This is a genomic window from Xanthomonas sp. Leaf148 (assembly GCF_001423585.1).
GTDB lineage: Bacteria > Pseudomonadota > Gammaproteobacteria > Xanthomonadales > Xanthomonadaceae > Xanthomonas.
In genome coordinates, this window is sequence record NZ_LMOP01000008.1 from 1,063,497 (window position 1) to 1,081,596 (window position 18,100).

Genomic DNA, 18,100 nt, shown 5'->3' on the forward strand with positions numbered 1-18,100 from the left:
CGCGATGAAACAAGCAGTGATGCGGGGGTCTGTCGATCGACTTCGCTTCCCAGGTCCGCGGTCCCAGAACAAAAAAGGCCGCGCTGAACGCGCGGCCCTCGCGTGCCAACCAACCGTCCGCTCAGGGCAGGCCGGCCAGCCAATCGTCATCCGAGCCTTCATTGATGTCGGCGAACAGCGGGGTGGAGAAGTAGCGCTCGCCGGTATCGGGCAGCATCGCCAGGATGACCGCGCCGGGTGCGGCGGACTCGGCCACGCGCAGCGCCGTGGAGACGGTGGCACCGCCGGAGATGCCGGTGAAGATGCCTTCTTCGGCGGCCAGACGGCGGGCGATGGTGATCGCATCGCTGTCTTCCACGCTCAGCACTTCGTGCGCGACCTCGCGATTGAGCACCTCGGGGATGAAGTCCGGGGTCCAGCCCTGGATCTTGTGCGGCTTCCAGTCCTGGCCTTGCAACAGCGCGGCGCCGGCTGGTTCGCTGGCGGTGATGCGCACTTCCGGGCGGGCGACACGCAGCACTTCGCCCACGCCGGTGAGCGTACCGCCGGTGCCCCAGCCGGTGACGAAATGGTCCAGCCGGTGGCCGGCGAAGTCGCGCAGGATTTCGGCGGCGGTGGTGTTGCGGTGATAGGCCGGGTTGGCCGGATTGGCGAACTGGCTGGCCAGGAACCAGCCGTGCTGCTCGGCCAGTTCCTTGGCCTTGCGCACCATGCCGCTGCCTCGCTCGGCGGCCGGGGTCAGGATGACCTTGGCGCCGTACGCGCGCATCAGCTTGCGGCGCTCGATGGAGAAGGTTTCCACCATGGTGGCGACGAACTTGTAGCCGCGCGCGGCCGCGACCATGGCCAACGCCACGCCGGTGTTGCCGGAGGTGGCTTCGACGATGGTATCGCCGGGCTTGAGCAGGCCGCGCTGCTCGGCGTCGAGGATGATCGCCAGCGCCAGGCGGTCCTTGACCGAGCCGCCCGGATTGAACGCCTCGACCTTGACGTACAAGGTGACGTTGTCCGGGGCGAGGCGGTGAAGTTTGACCACCGGGGTGCGGCCGATGGTGTCGAGGATGTTGTCGTACAGGGCCATGGGGTCTCCGTCGAATTCAGGCTGCGTGGGCGAGTGTGGGCGTGTCGGGCGTTGCGATGGGTGAGTGTGGCAGCGGCGCGCTGAGCGGTGCAGCGCCGAACCAATGCAGCGTCGGCGCCAGTGCGGTCACTTCGCCCAGGATCAGCAGAGCGGGCGCCTGTACCTTGAACTGCCGTGCGGTGCTGGCCAGGGTGGCGAGCGTGCCGGTGATCACCCGCTGCTGCGGGCGCGAGCCGTTTTCCACCAGGGCGAATGGCGTGGTGGGTGCGCGGCCGGCCTGCAGCAGGCGCTGCTGGATACCGTCCAGGCCCGCCACGCCCATGTAAAAGGCCAGCGTCTGGCGCTCCTGGCCCAGCGCGTGCCAGTCCAGCGTGTCCAGCGAATCCTTGCAGTGCGCGGTGATCAGGCGCAGCGATTGCGCGTGATCGCGATGGGTGAGCGGGATGCCGGCATAGGCCGCGCAGGCGATGGCGGCGGTGATGCCGGGGACAACCTGAAAGCCGATGCCGTGCGCGCGCAGGAATTCCAGCTCTTCGCCGCCACGGCCGAACACGAACGGGTCGCCGCCCTTGAGTCGCACCACCCGGCGCCCGGCGCGGGCATGTTCCAGCATCAGCGCATGGATCTGTTCCTGGCGGGTGCTATGGCCTTGCGCGGCCTTGCCGACTTCCACACGCACTGCGTCGCGGCGGGCCAGTTGCAGGATCTGCGGGCTGACCAGACGGTCGTACAGCACCACCTCGGCCTGCCGGAGTGCGCGCAATGCGTGGCGCGTGAGCAGGCCGGGATCGCCCGGGCCGGCACCGACCAGGGTCACGCTGCCGGGGGAGAGTGGCGCGATACCTGCCTGCGGCGCGGGGGAGGGCGCCGGCGCAGCTGCGGATACGGCCGGCGCCGCATTGTGGGTCAACAAGCGCTGGCTGCTCGCTGCGGCGCGCAGGGCATCGTTGTGTTCCGGCTGCTCGCTGGCGGCGATGGTGAGCCAGACGGGGGCATCCGGCAGCGCCAGCCAGGCGGGGTCGAAGTGACCGTGCAGCCATCGAAGCCGGCCGGCCCGCGCCCACTGCTGCAACTGTGGGGTCAGTTGCGGGGCGCCAACCAGCGGCAGCGCGCCGGCCTGCAGCAGGTTGGCGGTGGCGCGTTCGGCATCGGCACCGCCACCGACCACCAGGACGGCACGGCCACGCAGGTCGGCAAGGAGCGGGAACGCAGAAGTCACGGACCGGGGCATCGAAAGGGAGGGCCAGACCGTAACGCCGGCTTATAGCCGTCGGAAATGACTTCATGCGCCCTAAAAATAGCGTTCGGTTATAAGCTGAGCCGTCGAACTCCTCTACAGTCCAAGTCCTTGTGGCGCCTCGCGCTTTTTTGGACATAAGCCCATGACGCTGACCCAACTTCGCTACCTGGTGGCCATCGCCGATGCCGAGCTGAACATCACGCTGGCGGCGGCGCGTGTGCACGCGACCCAGCCCGGCCTGTCCAAGCAGCTCAAGCAGCTGGAAGACGAGCTGGGCTTTTTGTTGTTCGTGCGTAAAGGACGCAGCCTGGACGCGGTGACGCCGGCCGGGGTGGAAGTGATCGAGCGGGCACGCGCGGTGCTGTCGGAAGCCAACAACATCCGTACCTACGCCGCCAACCAGCGTCGCGAAAGCCAGGGCCAGCTGACCTTGACCACCACCCATACCCAGGCGCGCTTCGTGTTGCCGCCGGCGGTGGCGCAGATCAAGCACGCCTACCCGCAGGTGAGCGTGCATCTGCAGCAGGCGGCCGAAAGTGCGGCGCTGGATCTGCTTAGCCAGGGCGATGCGGATATCGCGGTGGTCAGCACCGCCGGCGGCGAGCCCAGTGCCGGCATTGCGGTGCCGTTGTATCGCTGGCGGCGGCTGGTGGTGGTGCCGCGCGGGCATGCGCTGGACACGCGGGTGGCGCCGGACATGCAGGCGCTGTCCGAGCACCCGCTGATCAGCTACGAATCGTCCACCCGACCGGGCTCGTCGCTGCAGCGGGCATTTGCGCAGGTCGGGCTGGAGCCGAGCATCGCGCTAACTGCGCTGGATGCGGACCTGATCAAGACCTATGTGCGCGCCGGGCTCGGTGTGGGGTTGGTGGCCGAGATGGCGGTCAACGCCCAGGACGAGGACCTGCGTTCCTGGCCAGCGCCAGCGCCGATCGCCGAGTGCATCGCCTGGGCGGTGCTGCCGCGCGACCGGGTGCTGCGCGACTACGCGCTGGATCTGGTGCATGTGCTGGCGCCGCAGATCGACAAGCGCGACCTGCGCCGCGTACTGGACGGCAATCAGGCGCCGAACTGGCCGCTGCCGCCGACCTGGGAATCGCTGACCCAGACCATCACCAGTTGAGCGCTACGCGATGACCGAGCCAGTACGTCCGTCGCTCAGCAGACTGTGGTCGCCCGAACCCGATGGCGGCATGTCGTTGCAACTGTCGGCAAACATCGACGGACGCGAGCACGCCATGCTGACGGTGCTGGCCGACCCGCAGGACGAATCGCTGTGGGTGGCGCTGCAGGCCGGCGCAACGCCGGTGCAGATTCCGCTGGCCGTGTTGCGTCAGCTACTGGAAGTGGCGGCCGAGGACGTGCATTCGGCGGCGTGGTTTGCGCAGCAGGGGGATGAGGCCGGGATTGGAGATTAGGGAGTTGGAATTCCTAACAGCGGTTTCTGCCACGTCGTCGTGCGCTGGGTGTGTTGCATGCTCTTGTTGTCGTGTCCGCTAACGCAGAATCGCATGTTGCACTGCAGTGTAGAGTGGCCCGCAAATCCTCTTTGCAATCAATGCCATGCGAGCGCTGGCCGACGCGCCGCGCGTGTTGCTGTCAGTGATTCTCCCTACACGTGTCAGGGCCGCCTTAGCCGCGTTGTCGACACCCATCAAGTTGGGCGCGGCGCTGTCGTAAACCCTTATAGCAACCATGACGCGACACTTCGGACGTCTAGGGGTGGACGGCGCAGGACCGGCGATGCATGTATCGCTTCACCGGTGTGATCAGTGGTGTCGTCGAAAGGTTGCTAGCGCTGTCGCATCACTGTTGCGCGAGGCTGCGCACACAGCGCGGCTGGCGCACCCGGGTCCCTGGGGAGAGGCCTGGCGTGTTTGGCGGCGGATCCGGGTCGGGAGCTCGGGTCCGCCTTTTTTTTGGCCGATTTTTCGCCGAAACAAGCGCAGCATGCGCCGGCGGCCGAGCTGGGTTGGCCGCTCTTGGCGAGCGCCAGGGACTTGAATCAACGCCTGTGAAGCGACGTGCGCCAGGTCTGCTGCACAGCTGCGCGGTCGCACATCGCCACGCAGCCGTGCGGGACTGCGTCAGGCCAACGGAATGCGAACCGAAAAACAGGTCCCGCCTTCCGAACGTGGCCGTACCTTCACCTCGCACCCCAGCGTCTCGGCGGTGCGGTGCACGATCCATAGCCCGATGCCCAGACCGTCGCTGCGCGGGTCGGCCTGGCGAAACGCCTGGAAGACCTGCTCGGGCTGCTCAAGATTCAGGCCGATGCCGCTGTCGATGATTTCCACCACCGCATAGCCGGGGCGGCGGCGCGTGCCGACCAGCACGCGTCCACGCTCGGTGTATTTGATCGCGTTGCCGACCAGATTGCCGATCAGGGTGGTCAACAACGTCGGGTGGCTGCGCACGCGCAGCGAGGTCGGTACGTGGCGCAGCGACAGGCACTTGTCGATGGCCGGCTGGCGCCAGACGCCGAGCACCGAATGCAGCACGTCTTCCAGCTGCAGCGGCTGCAGATCCGGCATGGCGGACTTGCTTGCGGCGGCCAGCGTGGCCAGTTCGTCCAGGCTGCGACCGACCAGGCTGATCGCGTCGCGCGCAGTCACCAAGGTCGGGATGGAATCGACGTTGGCATGCCGACGCATCTTGTCGATGGCGTAGGCAGCGGTGCGCAGCGGGGTCTTCAGATCGTGCCCGGCAATGGCCATCAGCCGGCTGCGATAGCGGTCGGATTCTTCCGCAATCAGCAGCGCACGGCGCAATTCCAGCTGCGCCATGGTCTGGCGCGCTAGCGCGCGCAGCGCCTCGACCTGTTCGTCGGTGAGCTTGCGCGGCTGCCGGTCGAGCACGCAGACGGTGCCTAACGGCAGGCCGTCCGGCGTCTTCAACAGCGCACCGGCATAGAAGTACAGCGGCGCTTCGCCGGTCACCAGCGGGTTGCGCGAAAAACGGATGTCTTCGCGCGTATCGGGCACCACCAGCACGTCGCTGTCGAGCAGCGCATGCGCGCACATCGACTTGAACAGCGGCGTCTCGCGCTCGCCCATGCCGAGCTCGCTCTTGAACCACTGGCGGTCCGCGTCCACCAGGCTGATCAGGGCGATCGGGGTCTGGCAGATGATCGACGCAAGCCGGGTGATGTCTTCGAAGGCCGCCTCGCGCGGCGTATCGAGGATGCCGTAGCTGCGCAGGGCCTGGAGGCGCAGCGCCTCGCTGGGCGGTTTGGGCGCGCAGGGAAGTGGCTCAGCCGCTGGATCGGACAGGACAGGACTCATGCGCGCGCTGGATGAATGGGATGACGCCCAAGCATAGGGCATGGCGACGCCTCGCATGCGCGCGGTCTTATACGCATCGGTAGAACTGTGACTGCCGGCCTGGACAATGGGGCGGCAGTGATATCCAGGTGATGGGCTGCGCTTCATCGACTCGGCCGTGGCGATGGCTGATGGGGCGCAGCTCGACAGGCGTCAGCGGGCGATGCCGGTCGCCCGGACGCCTGCGCGGGTTTGGGTGCGACATCCGGTCGCGCACCGGCCGCTCCCATCGCTCCTGCCGACATGGCGGCTTACACTGCGGCGATGCCCGCGCTTCATCGCCATCATCTGTTGCACCTGCTCGCCTGCCTGGCAGTGGCGCTGATGCTGTTGGCGCCGTTGATCAGCCGCTGGAGCCAGGCGCGCATGCTCGAGCCGATGTGCATGAGCGGCCCGGCGCTTGGCACCAGCGCTGCAGTGCATGCGAGCCACGCGCCTGCGCACAGCGCAGTGCCTCGGGATCACGGCATGCCCGGTGCCCCGCAACGCGCCGGCGACCATGACGCTGCGCTGCATGGCGAAGCCTGCGACTACTGCATGTTGGCCGCGCGTCTGCTGCCCTGGCTGGCACTGCTGGTGCTGTGTCTGCTGCAACGACGCCCGGTGCCGATGCCGCTGCCCGCCGCGGTGCGGGCATGGTCGGCCTTGCGCTGGACCGCCCTCGGAGCGCGTGGGCCACCGTTGTACGCCTGAGCCTTGCCCCGTTGCGGGCGTCCGTGCTGCTGCAGCCTGTCTGCGCCTGATGCGTTGGCGTGCCTGCGCACACTCGATGGACGACGCATTCTTTGAATGAAGCCGGTGCTTGCCCTGTGGGGGCGGCGCACGGCGGCATTGCCGTGGTGTCGCGGCGAAGGGTTGGTCATGCGGTTACGGTTGTTGAAAACGATGTGGTACGCGCCGTCGTTGGCGCTGGTGTGTGGCCACCCCTGGCAGGTGCAGGCGCAAGATGCGGCATTGACGCTGGGCAAGGTACAGGTGAGTGAGTACGTGCAGCGCACGCCAAGTACCGCGCGCGTGCTGAGTTCGGTGGACGTGATCGGTGGTGCGCTGCTGCACGATCAGCACGTGGATTACAGCTGGGAACTGCTGATGCGTGCGCCCGGCGTGCAGGTGACCCAATTCCGCATGGGCACCGATGCAGGGCGGTTTTCGTTCCGTGGCTTCAACGGCGAGGGGCGGATCAACGCGGTCAAGCTGCTGATCGACGGCATCCCCAGCAACGACAACGCCGGTGGCATGCCCTATCTGGATGCGGTGTTTCCGCAGGACATCAGTGCGATCGAAATCGTGCGCGGCACCAACGATGCGCGATATGGCTTGAACGCCATCGCCGGCAGCGTGGATGTGCTGACCCGCACCGGTGGCAACGATGGCCGCCTCAGCGTGACCGCGGGCAGTTTCGGTGCGCGCGAAGTGCAGCTGGGCAAGGGCTTCGAGCGGGGTCCGTGGAGCCAGAACTATGTGCTGGCCTGGCGCGATTCCGATGGCTATCGCGCGCACGCCGATGCGCGCAAACGCAGCGTCGCCGGCAAGTGGTTCTACACCGACCCGGATGGCGCCTTCCGTGCCGGGCTGACCACGCGCTACTACGACAATCACGCGCTGGAGGCGGGGTATCTGGACGCGGCCAGCGCGCGTGCGGCGCCGCGCAGTTCGCCGGCCTATGCGCAGGACGATCGCAGCGAGCGCCGTGTGCGTCAGACCGCATTGCATGCCGATGGCACGCTGGGCGCGGATGCGCATTGGAGCGCCAAGGCCTACCAGAACGACTACCGCAATCAACGCTGGGTCCGTTTTTCCGCCGCCGGCCTGCAGCAGGAGCGCGGTACCGATGAAACCCATCGCGGCGTGCTGCTGCGCGGCAACTGGCAGCCCGACTGGGGCGTGTGGAATGCGGCGCTGGAAGCCGGTGCGGATGCGCAGTGGCAGGACAACCAGTCGCAGCGCTACCGCACCGTCGCACGCGTGCGCGGCGCGCAACTGCGCGACTGGAACTACGATCTGCACACCCAAGGTGCCTATGTGCAGGCGGTGCTGAGCCCGGTCGACCGTTTGCAACTGGTGCCGGGGTATCGCATCGATCGTGTCGATGGCACCTTGCACGACCTGCTGGCCGGTATCTGGGCGCCGAGCTACGACTACGGCACCATCAAGCAACCCAAGTTCAGTGCCAGCTACCGTGTGGGCGAACAGAGCAGCATGTACGCCAACTGGGGACGCACCTTCCAGATCGGCAGCGGCGATGGTGCCTACCGTCGCCAGCCAGGCAATCTTGGGCCATCGATCAACGATGGCTGGGAAGCCGGTTTCAAATTCGCCCCGTCGGCACTGCTGGATGGGCGGGTGGCGTATTGGGAACAACGCGCGTCCGGTGAAGTGGCCACCATTCTTGGTGTCAATGGCGTGGCCGGCATCGGCGATGTGGCCAACGTCGGCCGCACGCTGCGGCGCGGGTGGGATGCGCAACTGAACCTGCAGCCTGCCGAGCATTGGCGTGCGTGGATGTCGTATTCGCGGCAGAAGGCCAGCATCGCCACGCCTGACCCCAGCGCGCCGGCCACGCGTGGCAAGGAGATCGAGAACGTGCCGCACTGGTTGGCCACCGCCGGGCTGGAGTGGCAGGTGAGTGCAGCCGTGCAGCTCAGCGCCTGGGGTAATGCGCAGGGCGATTATTACCTGGAGCGCAGCAACACCCTAGGCCGCACCGGTGGCTATGCCTTGCTCAATCTTGGCGCGCGCTGGAACGTGGATGCGCGCAACGCGCTCAGCGTGCAACTGCGCAATGTCACCGATCGCGCCTATGTGTACGCGTGGTACGACAGCGGCAGTTCCGGCTATTCGCCAGGCGATGGCCGCGCGCTGTCGGTGTCCTGGGATTGGAGTTTCTGATGCGGACACGCACAAGCACTACCAGCGTCGACGTACCGCAGCGGGATGGCCGCTGGCGGTTCTATCGGGCCGTGTGGCGCTGGCATTTCTATTCCGGGCTGCTGGTGCTGCCTTTCATCATCTGGCTGGCGCTGACCGGCGCGGCGTTTCTGTATCAGGACGCTATCGATCGCACGGTGCACCATGGGTTGAAGGTGGTGCCGGTGGGTGCGGCCCGCGCGTCCGTACAGCAACTCGTGGAGGTGGCGCAGCGCGAGGATGGCGGGACATTGTTCCGCTACACCACGCCCAAACGTGCCGATGCCAGTGCCGAGATCGGCCTGGTGGACGCGCATGGCACCCGCACGGTGGTGTATGTGGACCCGTATCGCGTGCGTGTGCTGGGTCGCTTGCCCGAGCACGGCACGCTGGCCTGGACGATTCGCCGGCTGCACAGCCTGGAGTTGATCGGCCCGTTTGCACAGGGGCTGATCGAAATGGCGGCGGGGTGGGCGATCGTGCTGGTGCTCACAGGTGTGTACCTGTGGTGGCCGCGCGGGCGGCGTGGTGGTGTGGTCAACGTCCGTGGCACGCCGACGCAGCGGCTGTTCTGGCGCGACCTGCACGCGGTGACCGGGGCCGGTGTGGGTGCGATCCTGTTGTTTCTGGCGCTGACCGGCATGCCGTGGTCGTGGCTGTGGGGTGCGCAGGTTAATCGTTGGGCCAACGGGCATGATTTTGGGTATCCGGCCGGGCTGCGTGTGCAGCAGCCGATGTCGGAGCAGCGCCTGACCGACAGTGGCGAGCCTGCGTGGTCGCTGCGGCAGGCGCGGTTGCCGGAATCTGCTGTGCCTGTGCCTGCTGCGCTGGATGAGCGATTGCATGACGGCCAAGCGGGTGGGCTGCACGCGGCTGCGATGCGTGCGGCCGACCCGCACCCCAACCCCAACCCCAGGTCCGCGCTAGCGGCGTGGGAGCTCCAAGGCACGCGCGCCAGTGGCGCACAAACAGTGCCTTCTCGCCCAGAGGGGAGAGGGGCTAACTTCGACCATGCTCATGCACAACATTCGGAACATTCGGAGCACTCGCAGCATTCGGATCACTCAGAACATTCAGATCACTCAGAGCATTCGGAACACTCACAACATTCGGCGCACTCAGAACATTCACGCCAGTCAGAATATTCAGTCCATGCAGCGCACGGTGGTGCCGGCAGTGTCGCTGCGCCGGGGATGGGCGCGATTGATCTGGATGCGGCGATGGCGCGGTTCGATGCGCTCGGCATTGCGTCGGGCTATAGCGTGTCGCCGCCGCGTGGCGTGCGCGGTGTCTATACCGCGACGGTGTATCCGGCCGATCTGCAGCAACAGCGGGTGATCCATCTGGATCAGTACAGCGGTGCGGTGCTGCTGGACATGGGCTACCGCGATTACGGGCCGGTGGCCAAGACGCTGGAATGGGGCATCAATGTGCACCTGGGGCAGCAATACGGCACCGCCAATCAGCTGATCCTGCTGCTGGCGTGCGCGTTGATCGTGCTGTTGTGCGTCAGTGCCGTGGTGATGTGGTGGAAGCGGCGGCCGGTGGGCGGCTTGGGCGTGCCGCCATTGCCTGCCGACCCACGCACCCTGCGCGGGTTGCTAGTGCTGCTGGTGCTGTGCGGATTACTCTTTCCGCTGGTCGGGCTGTCGTTGTTGCTGATGTGGTTGTTCGATCGTTATTGGATGCAGCGCGTGCAAGCGAATGCCGTGGCGTGATGCGATGGCCGCGCGTGTCGCTATCGCTGCACATGTAGCGATTGCATCTCTCAGCCGCTGTAGCTGTAGCTACAGCTCACGTCGATGTCGTCTGTGTTCGCGGTGCCGGGACCAGCATTGCCGCGCTCTTCGGCAAAGATCACGCCTTTCTCGATCCTGCGATCTTGCTGCAACGACGGCGCGATGCCTCGCACGTGTTACGGCCACCAGCCCACCAGAAAGATCTCCAGGCGTTGCGCTGTCTTCCATGCGCACAGCACGCAGAAACCAGACACCTCGCGTCGCGGCGCTCTACATAGCGCGCGATGCGTAGCTCAACTCAGATGTCCTCGTGAATCCCGCACTCGCGCTTGAGGCCGAAAAAGCGGGTGTCTTCTTCGCGCATGCCCGGTTCCCAGCGGCGAGTCGTGTGGAAATCGCCGATCGAGACGTAGCCCTGCTCCCACAGTGGGTGATACGGCAGGTCGTGCGCCTGCAGGTATTGCCAGACATCGCGGTCGGTCCAGTCGGCGATCGGGCTGATCTTGTAGCGGTCGCCACGCTTCTGCACGATTGGCGTCTGTGCGCGTCCGCCGGACTGGCTGCGGCGCAGGCCGGTGAACCAGGTGCCGACGTCGAGCTCGTCCAGTGCGCGGCGCATCGGCTCGACCTTGCGCAGGTTGTTGTACTGGTCGATGCCGACCATGCCCTGTTCCCACAACCGGCCATGGCGCGCTTCCATCCAGGCGCGGCTGACCAGCGGGCGATACACCTTGAGATTGAGTTTGAGCCGATCGGTCAACGCGTCGGCAAAGCGATAGGTTTCCGGAAACAGATACCCGGTATCGATCAGGATCACCGGAATGTCCGGACGTTGCCGGGTGAGCAGATGTAGCGTCACCGCCGATTGCGCGCCGAAACTGGACGACAGCGCGACGTCCTGCGGGCCATGTTCTAGCGCCCACGCCACGCGTTCGTCGGCACGCAGGGTTTCCAGGTGTGCGTTGAGCGCGTCCAGATCGTCCAACGCGGAAGAGGTGATCGATGCGACAGGCAGCGCGGTCATGCGAGCAATTCCAGGTCGAGGTGACGGTGCGTGGGGTAGGGCGGCAGGGCGATCAGGCCACTGCGGTGCAGGAAATCGCCAAAGCCTTCATCGCCTACCTGGTCGCGTTCTGCGGCGTAACGAGCCAGTAGTGGCTCCAGCGCGGCCAGGATCTCTGCTTCAGTGATGTTTTCGCGATACAAGGTGTTGAGCCGCTGGCCGCGACGGTCGCCGCCCAGCATCAGGTTGTAGCGACCGGGCGCCTTGCCCACCAGTGCGATCTCCGCCAAGTACGGTCGCGAACATCCATTGGGGCAACCGGACAGGCGCAGCACGATGGGCGTGTCGGCCAAGCCGTGCTGCTGCAACAACGGCTGCAGCGCAGCGCTGAAATCGGGCAGATAGCGCTCGGCTTCGGCCATCGCCAGGCCGCAGGTCGGCAGTGCCACGCAGGCCATCGCGCCGCGTGCCAAGGCGGTGCCGGCATGGTTGCCCGCATCCAGCGCGTACTGCGCAGCCAGCGCATCGATCTGCGCGCGCTGCTGTGCAGGGACGCCGGCGATGACCAGGTTCTGGTTAGGCGTCATCCGGAACTCGCCCACGTTCAACTGCGCAATCGCGCGCAGCCCGCTCAGATGCGCGGCAGTGTCGGTGTCGGCAATGCGGCCGGCCGGTAGCGACAGGGTCAGATGCCACAGGTCGTCTTCGCCTGCAACCCAGCCATAGCGGTCGCCGTTGTGGTCGAACGCAAACTGCCGCGCAGGCTGCAACGAAAAACCGGCACGGCGTTGGATCTCGGCCACGATGGTGTCCAGGCCATGATCGTCGATGGTGTACTTGAAGCGCGCGCGCTTGCGCACTGCGCGATTGCCGAAGTCGCGCTGCGTGGTGACCACGGCGGTTGCGAGATCCAGCAACTGATCGCGGGTGATAAACCCGATGACGTTGGCCACGCGCGGCCAGGTCTCCGCATCGCCGTGGCTGGCGCCCATGCCGCCGCCGATGCTGACGTTGTAGCCGAGCAGCTCGCCGTCGCGCAGGATGGCGATGAAGCCCAGATCGTTGGCGAACACATCCACGTCGTTGAGCGGCGGTGCGGCGAAGCCGATCTTGAACTTGCGCGGCAGATACCGGTCGCCGTAGATCGGCTCGTCTTCGCTGCCGGATCCGGATACGCGTTCTTCGTCCAGCCAGATTTCGTAGTACGCACGCGTGTTGGGTAGCAGATGCTCGGACACGCGCGCAGCATCGGCGTACAACGTGGCATGCGCCTGCGACAACAAGGGGTTCGCCGCCACCTGCACATTGCGATTGACGTCGCCGCACGCCGCCAGCGTATCGACCAAGGTGGCGTTGATCGCCTGCATTGTCGCCTTGAGTTCGCGCTTGATCACGCCATGGAACTGGAACGCCTGACGCGTGGTGATGCGCAGCGAATGATTGGCGTACCGCGTGGCGATGCCATCCAGCGCCAGCCATTGGCTGGGCGAAATCACCCCACCCGGCGTGCGCGTGCGGATCATGAACTGATATGCCGGCTCGAGCTTCTGCCGACGCCGCTCATCGCGGATATCGCGATCGTCCTGCTGGTAGCTGCCGTGGTACTTGATCAGCGTCTGATCGTCCTCGCGCAGCGCCCCGGTGATCGGATCAGCCAGGCTCTGCTCCAGCGACCCGCGCAGACGGCGGCTTTCGGATTTGATGTCTTCGACAGAGTGGCTCATGGGAATCGGAAATGGGGAATAGGGAATCGTAAAAAGCTGCCTGGTCTGCCAGGAAAAGTCAGGTGAGGGCTGTACCAATTCCCGATTCCCCACTCCCGATTCCCGGCACTAATACACATCGCGCGCATATCGCCCCTCCACCTGCAGCTGAGTGAGATATGCGGCGGCGTCTTCGGCGCTGCGGGCGCCGTGGGTGGTGACGATGTCCAGCAATGCGGCGTGCACATCCTTGCCCATGCCGATGGCGCCACAAACATAGAGATGCGCGCCGCCCTGCAGCCAGGCGTAGACCTCGGCGCCGTGTTCGCGCAGGCGGTGTTGCACGTAGATTTTTTCGGCATGGTCGCGCGAGAACGCCAGGTCCAGCGCGTGCAACTCGCCGCGTTGCAAGGCCTGCTGCCACTCGGCCTGATACAGGAAATCGGTATTGAAATGCTGGGCGCCGAAGAACAGCCAGTTACGACCCTTGGCGCCGGTTTCGGCGCGTTCCTGCACGAAACCGCGGAACGGCGCCACGCCGGTGCCCGGGCCGATCATCAGGATGTCGCGGTCCGCGTCGGCCGGCACGCGGAAGCGTGTGTTGGGTTCGATGTAGACCGGGGCGGTATCGCCTTCGGCAAGCGCGGCGAGAAAGCCGCTGGCCGAACCCAAATGCGCATGCCCGTGCGCCTGATAGTTGAGTTCATCCACCGCCAGATGCACTTCATCGCCCACGCGCTTGCGGCTGGAGGCGATGGAATACAGCCGCGGGGTGAGCGGGCGCAGCGTGTCCAGCAGGCTGGCGTGGTCCCAATCCGCCGGCCAGCGTCGCAGCACGTCGATCACTTGATGATCGGAGAGCAACGACGCCAGGCCGGCAGTCTGGGTGGGGGTGAGCAGCGCCTGCAGGTCGTCTGCGCGTGCGCGCTCGGCATGGGCGGTGAGGAATGGCCGCGACAGCTTGGTCAGTTCGCGCCGGGTGGTCAGCCACTCGTTCAAGGCCAGAGTCTCTTCGCCGACGGTGACCGCGGCATGACCATCCAGCTGCAAGGTCTGCAGTACCGCATCCACCAGCGCGGGCGGATTGCGATGACGGATGCCCAGGGCATCGCCGGGTTCGTAACTCAGGCCGCTGCCTTCCAGCGAAAATTCCAGATGCCGCACGCGCTTGCCGGGCTGCGCATAGGCGCGAAAGCCCGGGCCCTTGAAGTCGCGCCCGCTGATGATCTGGTTGGCCAGCAACTCGGCAGCAAACGGATGCTGATGCGACCACACCGGCGCCACCGGGTTGCTGCGCAGCGGCGTGACCGTGGCCGAGTGCGGGGCGCTCTTGAGCTGCTCGCGCGCATGCTTGAGCGCTTGCGCGCGCCACGGGTCGGCGATGCTGTCGATGTCCAGGTCGGCTTCGCCGCGCGGCTGCACACGGCTGGCGCCGAGCTCGGCCAGACGGTCGTCGATGCGCCGCGCAATGCCGCAAAACTCCGCATAACTGGAATCGCCCAGGCCCAGCACCGCGTACTTGAGGTCGGGCAGCTTGGGCGCGCGGCGGCCGGCCAGGAATTCAACCAGGCCGATCGCATCGTCTGGCGGGTCGCCTTCGCCCTGGGTGCTGATCACCACGTACAACAGGCGTTCGCTGGCGAGTTCGCGGGTGGGGTAGGCATCGGCGCGCAGCAACCGCACGCTCAGCCCGGCGGCCTCGGCATCGGCGGCCAGCTGCTCGGCCTGGCGGCGCGCATTGCCGGTCTGGCTGCCGTACACCACGGTCAAGCGCTGGCTATCCTGCGCGGCCGCCTGCGGTTGCCCGCCCGGCAGCACCGCCAACGAGCGCGGCGGGTGACCCTGCGCCAGCCCGGCGGTGTAGCCGGACAGCCACCACAGCGCGGCGGTATCCAGGCCGTCGACCAACCGTTCCAGCAGCGCCTTGCGCTCGTCGGGCAAGGGGCTGGGCGGTAGCGCGGAACTGGCGGCGGTCATTCGGATCCAGGGGCGGGGATTGGATGAACGATGTTAGGGAAGCGTTCGCTGGTCCAGAAAGGATCACCGGTTATCGCGTTATGCCGGCCGCTTATTTCAAGCAGACATCTGCCCGCCACACACTGCGCTGCCTTGGCCTACCATCGGCTGGTCTTGCCTGCCGCCGCTCCCGACATCCTGATGACCTTGCCACCGCTGTCCCATCTCGACCGGCTCGAAGCCGAAAGCATCCACATCCTGCGCGAGGTCGCCGCCGAGTTTCGGGCACCGGTAATGCTGTATTCGGTCGGCAAGGACAGCTCGGTGCTGCTGCATCTGTTGCTCAAGGCGTTTGCGCCGTCGCCCCCGCCGATCCCGCTGCTACATGTGGACACGCGCTGGAAATTCCGCGAGATGATCGCCTTTCGCGACCGCCGCGCGGCCGAAACCGGGGTGGATCTACGCGTGCACATCAATCCCGATGGCATCGCGCAGGACATCGGTCCGATCAGCCACGGCGCCGCGGTGCACACCGACATCATGAAGACCCAGGGCCTGAAGCAGGCGCTGGAGCACGGCGCGTTCGATGCGGCGATCGGCGGGGCACGGCGCGACGAAGAAAAGTCGCGGGCCAAGGAGCGGGTGTTTTCGTTCCGCAATGCACGCCATCGCTGGGACCCGAAAAACCAGCGTCCGGAACTGTGGAACCTCTACAACGCTCGCACCAAACCCGGCGAGAGCGTGCGCGTGTTTCCGTTGTCCAATTGGACCGAGCTGGATATCTGGCTGTACATCTACCGCGAAAAGATCCCGGTGGTGCCGCTGTATTTCGCCGCAGCGCGCCCGGTGGTGGAGCGCGACGGTGCGTTGATCATGGTCGACGACGAACGCTTGCCGCTGCAGCCGGGCGAAATCCCGCAGCTGCGCTCGGTGCGCTTCCGCACGCTGGGCTGCTACCCGCTGACCGGCGCGATCGACTCCACCGCCGACACCCTGGAAGCGGTGATCGCCGAAATGCTGGTCAGCACCAGCTCCGAGCGTCAGGGCCGCATGATCGATCATGCGCCCGGTGCGTCGATGGAACAGAAAAAGCTTGAGGGGTATTTCTGATGGGCAGTGAATCGGGAATCGGGAATGGGGAATCGCAACAGCGGTTCGCTGCGTCTACATCGATCGAGGATGCGGCTTGTGCCATTCCCGATTCCTCACTCCCGATTCCCGGCACCATCGACACTTACCTGCAGCAGCACGAATCCAAGCCGCTGCTGCGCTTCATCACCTGCGGCAGCGTGGACGATGGCAAGAGCACCTTGATCGGGCGCTTGCTGTACGACAGCAAGCGCTTGTTCGACGATCAGCTGGCGGCGCTGGAAAGCGATAGCCGGCGGCATGGCACGCAAGGCGAGGGTATCGATTACGCGTTGCTGATGGACGGGCTGGCAGCCGAACGCGAGCAGGGCATCACCATCGATGTGGCGTATCGCTATTTCGATACCGACCAACGCAAATTCATCGTCGCCGACTGCCCAGGCCACGAGCAGTACACGCGCAACATGGCCACCGGCGCGTCCAGCGCCGATGTGGCAGTGGTGCTGGTGGATGCGCGCAAGGGCTTGCTCGTGCAGACGCGCCGCCACAGCTACATCGTGTCGTTGCTGGGCATTCGCCACGTGGTGCTGGCGGTCAACAAGATGGATCTGGTGGACTACGACGCCGACGTCTTCAGCGCCATCGCCGAGAGCTACCGCGCGCTGGCGACGCAGCTGGGTATTGCCGATGTGCAGTGCATCCCGTTGTCGGCGCTGGCTGGCGAAAACCTGTCCAGCGCCTCCACCCGCATGCCGTGGTACAGCGGCCCGCATTTGCTGCAGCATCTGGACAGTGTGCAACTGGAGCCGCCCGACGCCGACAGCGGCCTGCGCCTGCCGGTGCAGTGGGTCAACCGCCCCAACTCACAGTTCCGCGGTTATGCCGGCACCATCGCGGCGGGGCAGGTGCGCGTGGGCGATGCGGTGGTGGTGGTGCCATCGGGGCGACGTTCGCAGGTGGCTGCGGTGCTGGATGCCAATGGCGCGGTGGCCAGCGCACGCGCAGGGCAGGCGGTGACGCTGACGCTACGCGATGAGATCGATATCAGCCGTGGCGACATCATCGCCGCCATCGACGACCCGCCGGAAGTGGCCGACCAGTTCGCTGCACATTTGCTGTGGATGGACGATGCCGCGCTGCTGCCCGGCCGCCCGTACTGGCTCAAGATCGGCACCCGCACGGTCACCGTGAGCGTCAGCGAGATCAAGCACAAGGTCGATGTGAATACGCAAGAGCGGCTGGCGGCCAAGCGGCTGGAGCTCAACGAAGTGGGCTACTGCAATCTCGCCTTGGACGAACCCATCGCCTTCGCGCCGTACGCCCGCAACCGCGTGCTCGGCGGGTTCATCCTGATCGACCGGCAGAGCAATGCCACCGTGGCCGCGGGCACGCTGGAGTTTGCGTTGCGCCGCGCCGGTAACGTGCATTGGCAGCATCTGGACGTGGACCGCGGTGCCCGTGCGCGCATCAAGGGCCAGGCGCCGCGCGTGCTGTGGTTCACCGGCCTGTCGGGGGCGGGCAAATCCACCGTCGCCAACCTGGTCGACAAGCGCCTGCATGCCTTGGGCTATCACACCTTCATCCTGGATGGCGACAACGTGCGCCATGGGCTCAACCGCGATCTGGGCTTTACCGACGAAGACCGCGTGGAAAACATCCGCCGCGTGGCCGAAGTGGCGCGCCTGATGGCCGATGCGGGACTGATCGTGCTGGTCAGTTTTATTTCTCCGTTCCGCGCCGAGCGGCAACTGGCGCGCGAGCGTTTCGATACGGGCGAGTTTGTCGAAGTGTTCGTGGATGTGCCGCTGGCGGTTGCAGAGGCGCGCGACGTGAAGGGGTTGTACCGCAAGGCGCGGGCCGGGCAGATTCCCAATTTCACCGGGATCGACTCGCCGTACGAGGCGCCCGAGACGCCGGAGATCCATCTTCACGCCGATGGTGAGAATGTAGAGGCGCTGGCGCGCCACGTGCTCGAGTTTCTGGGGCTGGAACGCTGAGCGCAGGCATCAGGACGTGGCATCCAGTCTCCCGCGTAGTGCGCGTGGCGGCAGACCCTATC

The 18,100-nt window shown here is 66.1% G+C and carries 13 protein-coding genes; 7 read left to right on the plus strand and 6 right to left on the minus strand.

Annotated elements, in window-relative coordinates; genetic code table 11:
* Nucleotides 1-121 precede the first annotated feature (121 nt).
* Both cysK and cobA read right to left on the minus strand, forming a co-directional pair.
* On the minus strand, nt 122-1,081 hold the full coding sequence (cysK, locus tag ASF90_RS09170) for a cysteine synthase A (protein WP_055848757.1): 960 nt from the start codon (nt 1,079-1,081) through the stop codon (nt 122-124).
* Between the two features lie 16 nt (nt 1,082-1,097).
* Nucleotides 1,098-2,300 (minus strand): uroporphyrinogen-III C-methyltransferase, encoded by a 1,203-nt coding sequence (cobA, locus tag ASF90_RS09175; RefSeq protein ID WP_082473471.1) that lies wholly within the window; start codon nt 2,298-2,300, stop codon nt 1,098-1,100.
* 163 nt (nt 2,301-2,463) lie between these two features.
* Between cobA and ASF90_RS09180 the strand changes: the two genes are divergently transcribed.
* Both ASF90_RS09180 and ASF90_RS09185 read left to right on the plus strand, forming a co-directional pair.
* Complete coding sequence (locus ASF90_RS09180) at nt 2,464-3,444, plus strand: LysR family transcriptional regulator (RefSeq protein WP_055848759.1); 981 nt, start codon at nt 2,464-2,466, stop codon at nt 3,442-3,444.
* A 10-nt stretch (nt 3,445-3,454) separates the two neighbouring features.
* Entirely contained in the window at nt 3,455-3,739 is a 285-nt protein-coding gene (locus ASF90_RS09185) for a hypothetical protein (RefSeq protein WP_055848762.1), read from the plus strand.
* A gap of 669 nt (nt 3,740-4,408) precedes the next feature.
* On the opposite strand, the gene ASF90_RS09190 is transcribed toward ASF90_RS09185, so the two are convergent.
* Nucleotides 4,409-5,605, minus strand: a complete 1,197-nt coding sequence (locus ASF90_RS09190) for a GAF domain-containing sensor histidine kinase (protein ID WP_055848764.1) — start codon at nt 5,603-5,605, stop codon at nt 4,409-4,411.
* 303 nt (nt 5,606-5,908) lie between these two features.
* Here ASF90_RS09190 and ASF90_RS09195 point away from each other — a divergent pair, with 303 nt between their 5' ends.
* The 3 genes from ASF90_RS09195 to ASF90_RS09205 all read left to right on the plus strand — a co-directional run bounded on the left by ASF90_RS09195 (nt 5,909) and on the right by ASF90_RS09205 (nt 10,269).
* Complete coding sequence (locus ASF90_RS09195; protein WP_055850307.1) at nt 5,909-6,337, plus strand: DUF2946 family protein; 429 nt, start codon at nt 5,909-5,911, stop codon at nt 6,335-6,337.
* 192 nt (nt 6,338-6,529) lie between these two features.
* Nucleotides 6,530-8,533: a TonB-dependent receptor gene (locus tag ASF90_RS09200; RefSeq protein ID WP_055850309.1), complete on the plus strand. Its 2,004-nt coding sequence runs from the start codon at nt 6,530-6,532 to the stop codon at nt 8,531-8,533.
* Nucleotides 8,533-10,269: a PepSY domain-containing protein gene (locus tag ASF90_RS09205; protein WP_055848767.1), complete on the plus strand. Its 1,737-nt coding sequence runs from the start codon at nt 8,533-8,535 to the stop codon at nt 10,267-10,269. Before ASF90_RS09200 ends, ASF90_RS09205 begins: the two co-directional genes overlap by 1 nt.
* A gap of 319 nt (nt 10,270-10,588) precedes the next feature.
* On the opposite strand, the gene ASF90_RS09210 is transcribed toward ASF90_RS09205, so the two are convergent.
* The 3 genes from ASF90_RS09210 to ASF90_RS09220 all read right to left on the minus strand — a co-directional run bounded on the left by ASF90_RS09210 (nt 10,589) and on the right by ASF90_RS09220 (nt 14,973).
* Complete coding sequence (locus ASF90_RS09210; RefSeq protein WP_055848769.1) at nt 10,589-11,314, minus strand: phosphoadenylyl-sulfate reductase; 726 nt, start codon at nt 11,312-11,314, stop codon at nt 10,589-10,591.
* A complete protein-coding gene (cysI, locus tag ASF90_RS09215) occupies nt 11,311-13,017 on the minus strand; it encodes an assimilatory sulfite reductase (NADPH) hemoprotein subunit (RefSeq protein WP_055848773.1) in 1,707 nt (568 codons plus the stop codon). Before cysI ends, ASF90_RS09210 begins: the two co-directional genes overlap by 4 nt.
* Before the next feature lie 108 nt (nt 13,018-13,125).
* Nucleotides 13,126-14,973 carry an assimilatory sulfite reductase (NADPH) flavoprotein subunit gene (locus tag ASF90_RS09220; protein ID WP_055848777.1) on the minus strand — a complete coding sequence of 616 codons (1,848 nt, stop codon included), beginning with the start codon at nt 14,971-14,973 and terminating at the stop codon, nt 13,126-13,128.
* Between the two features lie 180 nt (nt 14,974-15,153).
* Between ASF90_RS09220 and cysD the strand changes: the two genes are divergently transcribed.
* Both cysD and cysN read left to right on the plus strand, forming a co-directional pair.
* Nucleotides 15,154-16,062, plus strand: coding sequence for a sulfate adenylyltransferase subunit CysD (gene cysD, locus ASF90_RS09225; protein WP_055850311.1), 909 nt, complete (start codon nt 15,154-15,156; stop codon nt 16,060-16,062).
* A gap of 62 nt (nt 16,063-16,124) precedes the next feature.
* Nucleotides 16,125-18,038, plus strand: coding sequence for a sulfate adenylyltransferase subunit CysN (gene cysN / locus ASF90_RS09230; RefSeq protein ID WP_193552632.1), 1,914 nt, complete (start codon nt 16,125-16,127; stop codon nt 18,036-18,038).
* Nucleotides 18,039-18,100: the final 62 nt, after the last annotated feature.

What these genes read in the sequence shown, in the direction of transcription:
- ASF90_RS09200 (WP_055850309.1), top strand. Translation starts at nt 6,530, where the DNA reads ATGTGGTACGCGCCGTCGTTGGCGCTGGTGTGTGGCCACCCCTGGCAG.
- cysI (WP_055848773.1), bottom strand. Translation starts at nt 13,017, where the DNA reads ATGAGCCACTCTGTCGAAGACATCAAATCCGAAAGCCGCCGTCTGCGC.
- ASF90_RS09205 (WP_055848767.1), top strand. Translation starts at nt 8,533, where the DNA reads ATGCGGACACGCACAAGCACTACCAGCGTCGACGTACCGCAGCGGGAT.
- ASF90_RS09185 (WP_055848762.1), top strand. Translation starts at nt 3,455, where the DNA reads ATGACCGAGCCAGTACGTCCGTCGCTCAGCAGACTGTGGTCGCCCGAA.
- ASF90_RS09195 (WP_055850307.1), top strand. Translation starts at nt 5,909, where the DNA reads ATGCCCGCGCTTCATCGCCATCATCTGTTGCACCTGCTCGCCTGCCTG.
- ASF90_RS09180 (WP_055848759.1), top strand. Translation starts at nt 2,464, where the DNA reads ATGACGCTGACCCAACTTCGCTACCTGGTGGCCATCGCCGATGCCGAG.
- ASF90_RS09190 (WP_055848764.1), bottom strand. Translation starts at nt 5,605, where the DNA reads ATGAGTCCTGTCCTGTCCGATCCAGCGGCTGAGCCACTTCCCTGCGCG.
- ASF90_RS09210 (WP_055848769.1), bottom strand. Translation starts at nt 11,314, where the DNA reads ATGACCGCGCTGCCTGTCGCATCGATCACCTCTTCCGCGTTGGACGAT.
- ASF90_RS09220 (WP_055848777.1), bottom strand. Translation starts at nt 14,973, where the DNA reads ATGACCGCCGCCAGTTCCGCGCTACCGCCCAGCCCCTTGCCCGACGAG.
- cysD (WP_055850311.1), top strand. Translation starts at nt 15,154, where the DNA reads ATGACCTTGCCACCGCTGTCCCATCTCGACCGGCTCGAAGCCGAAAGC.
- cysK (WP_055848757.1), bottom strand. Translation starts at nt 1,081, where the DNA reads ATGGCCCTGTACGACAACATCCTCGACACCATCGGCCGCACCCCGGTG.